Annotated in this window: 3 protein-coding genes; 2 read left to right on the forward strand and 1 reads right to left on the reverse strand. The window is 69.8% G+C overall.

The genetic code is table 11. From position 1 onward, the window contains the following. Positions 1-447 (forward strand): hypothetical protein (locus tag ABTZ94_RS37085; protein ID WP_351207801.1); only part of this gene is annotated, 447 nt, incomplete at its 5' end. A 672-nt stretch (positions 448-1,119) separates the two neighbouring features. Here the strand turns inward: ABTZ94_RS37085 and ABTZ94_RS37095 are convergent. Then, the gene (locus tag ABTZ94_RS37095; RefSeq protein ID WP_351207803.1) at positions 1,120-2,013 is read right to left on the reverse strand and encodes a LysR family transcriptional regulator; all 894 of its coding nucleotides are present in this window, start codon (positions 2,011-2,013) and stop codon (positions 1,120-1,122) included. A 181-nt stretch (positions 2,014-2,194) separates the two neighbouring features. On the opposite strand from ABTZ94_RS37095, the gene ABTZ94_RS37100 reads away from it, so the two are divergent. Continuing rightward, a partial coding sequence (locus ABTZ94_RS37100; RefSeq protein ID WP_351207805.1) for an enoyl-CoA hydratase/isomerase family protein occupies positions 2,195-2,904 on the forward strand: 710 nt, incomplete at its 3' end.

The raw sequence follows: 2,904 nt of genomic DNA on the forward strand, positions 1-2,904 counted from the left end.
TCCAACGACACCCCGACCCCTCCCGCCCACAGACAAGACGATCATGCCATCCCGACCACTACAGACCGCCGCTTTGCGGATTTCCCAACGGAGTCGTTCACGCCGGGGCTTTCACACAAGATCCCAGGTAACTACCTCGCTGCGGGAGCAGTTCGGCTGGTCCTCGCCGGTGTGATCGAGGACCTGGAGGACCGGAAGCTGTGCACCGATGCGATCGGTATTGAGCTTTCGGTGTGCCGGCTCCGGGCCGATTTGCCCGTCATCCACCAGCGGCTTACGCGACGCCACGAGAACGAATCCGAGGCGTTGCGATGGCACCTGGCCAGGGCCGGCGAACTGGCCGGGATCCTCGAACAAGCAGCAGTCGATGACTTCACCGTCGACGCCACCACGCGCCCGGTCGATGAGGTCGCCACCGAGGTGACCAGGAAGGCGGGCTGGGTGTGACGCAGCTTTCATGCCTGCGTCGGATCAATGGCGAAGCGCCCGGGGCGGGCGGCGCGGACGTAGTGGGCCGCACGCCAGGCAGCTGGCGCGACCAGCGTCGTCCTCGCTCCCACCGCCCCCGACCCCCTGGCATCCCTCGAGTCGCTCGCCCGCGCCCTGGACCCCGCCCCCTGAAGCGGGAAACGCTGGCCAGGGCCGCCGGGCTGGTGGCGGCCCTCACCTGACCCGGGGGCCGATCGATGTCCGGTCCGAGTCGCCCGAGGATGAGCGGTTCCAGGAGAACCTGGAGGCCACGAAGGCGTACTACAACCAGCACTGGACGCTGTGTGCGCCCCGGTGCGCTGGGCGGCCACCCCGAGCGAAAGACCGCGTTGGAGGCCGTGGACGAGCATTGGAACCCGGAGTGGCAGCGGCACTACGCCACCGTGCGCGAGCTGGTGACCGGGCCGATGTCCTGCCCGGCGTCACCGTGCACGGGATGGACGTCGGCAAGTGGCTGCGGAGGCAGCGTCAGCACATCATGGTCTGGACCGGGCTGATGGACGGGCAGCGCGATCTCCTGGAGGCGATCGGCGTCGTCCCGCTGCCACCGGAGCAGGAGACGCCCGCGAAGCCGTCCCGAATCGAGCGCGGCCGGCCCCGCGATGCGTGGGCCGCGACGGGAGGGGCCGCTCAGCCGTCGGCCCCGGAAAGGCTTTCCGAGACCGCTTCAGCGAACGACGCGATCGCTTCGTTGTACCGGCTCGGCACCCAGACCACCGAGGTCAGCCACGCGAGCGGCGCCCCCTCCAGCGGACGCCACACCAGACCGTCGATGAGCGGTGTGACCGGGGCCTCGTTGAGGTGGATGCCACGACCTGCGAGTACGAGCCCGTGCACGAAGTGGGGATTGCGTGCGTGTCTGATCGATCCGGGCAGGAATCCCTCGTCCCGGCAAATGGTGAGCATGTGGTCGTAGAGGCGCGGCGCCATCGCACGCGGGAAGATCACCAGCGGCGTCCCGTCGAAGTCCCTCAGCCGGACCGCACCGCCGCCCGCTGCCGCGGCATGGTCCGACCGCAGCACGACGCCCAGTTCGCGCCGCGCCACAGGGCCCGATTCCAGGCCCACCGTGTCCGACGGGTGCCGGACCACCCCCGCATCCAGTTCGCCCTCGCGCAGCCGGGCCAACTGTTCGTCCGTGGTGAGTTCATGGAGATCGAGCAGCACATCGGGCACCCGGTCGGCAAAACCGGCGGTGAGAGTCCGCAGCACTGTCGGGCCGGTGTCCGGCGGTACGCCGACACGCAGCACACCTGACTCGCCGGGACGGATCCTGCGCATCGCCTCGCGCGCGGTGTCCACCCCGGTGAGTACCGGCCGCACATGCTCAAGGAGCAGTGCCCCGGCCTCGGTCAGCTGGACGCGGTGCCGCGTCCGGTCGAACAGCCGTACCCCGAGTTCGCGCTCCAGGTCGCGGATGCGCTGCGACAGAGGCGGCTGGGCCATGTGCAGGCGTTCCGCCGCCCGGCCGAAATGCAGTTCCTCGGCAAGGACGGCGAAGTAGCGCAGGTGGCGGAGCTCCATGAGCGGACCATATCGCTCCGATATCGCCGCCAGTCCCGATTGGTGTTGGCCGGATCACATCCCTGCCTGTTTGCATGACTGCTCACGGGACGCCCGCTCACGGACATCCGCCCGTCACTCCGGCTCCCCTGCGGCCCCGCCGCCTCCTTCCTTTGCACATACTGAGAAAGGCATGCCCTTCATGGCTGAGAACAGCACCGTCGTCGTCACCCGCCACCCGATGACGGCCACGGCCGCCGATGTCTACGTCGCCGAGGTCACCCTCAACCGTCCCGACAAGCTCAACGCCTGGACCGGCGGCATGCGGAGCCAACTGGTCGCGGCACTCGACTCGCTGGGGGCGGACGAGCGGTGCCGCGCGGTCGTTCTCACCGGCGCCGGCCGCGCGTTCTGCGCCGGTCAGGACCTCGCCGAGACCGCGGCGATCGATCCCGACGACCACGCGGCAGCCGAGGCATGGATAGACGACTTCGGCCGCCTCTTCCGCGCCGTACGCAGCCTGGACAAGCCGGTCGTGGCCGCCGTCAACGGCGTCGCAGCGGGCTCGGGTTTCCAGTTCGCCCTGCTCGCCGACTTCCGCATCGGCCACGCCACGGTCCGGATGGGGCAGCCGGAAGTGCTGTCCGGCATCCCCAGCATCACCGGCATCTGGGCCATGCGGGGCATCCTCGGCCGGGCGAAGACCACCGAGTTCGCGCTCGGTGGCCGCCTCGTCGACGGCGCCGAGGCCGAGCGGCTTCTACCTGATGGGGCTGGGGCTGGTGTCCGCGCTGGTGGTGCTCTTCTCCTTCCGGGAGACGCGGCACCTGCCGCTGACGCGCACCACCGTGCTCGAAAAGTAGCACCGTACCGACGAGCGGTGGCGGCCGTCCCGGGAGCTCCGGAACGGCC

The organism is Streptomyces sp. NPDC002785 (genome assembly GCF_040295565.1).
Classification (GTDB): domain Bacteria; phylum Actinomycetota; class Actinomycetes; order Streptomycetales; family Streptomycetaceae; genus Streptomyces.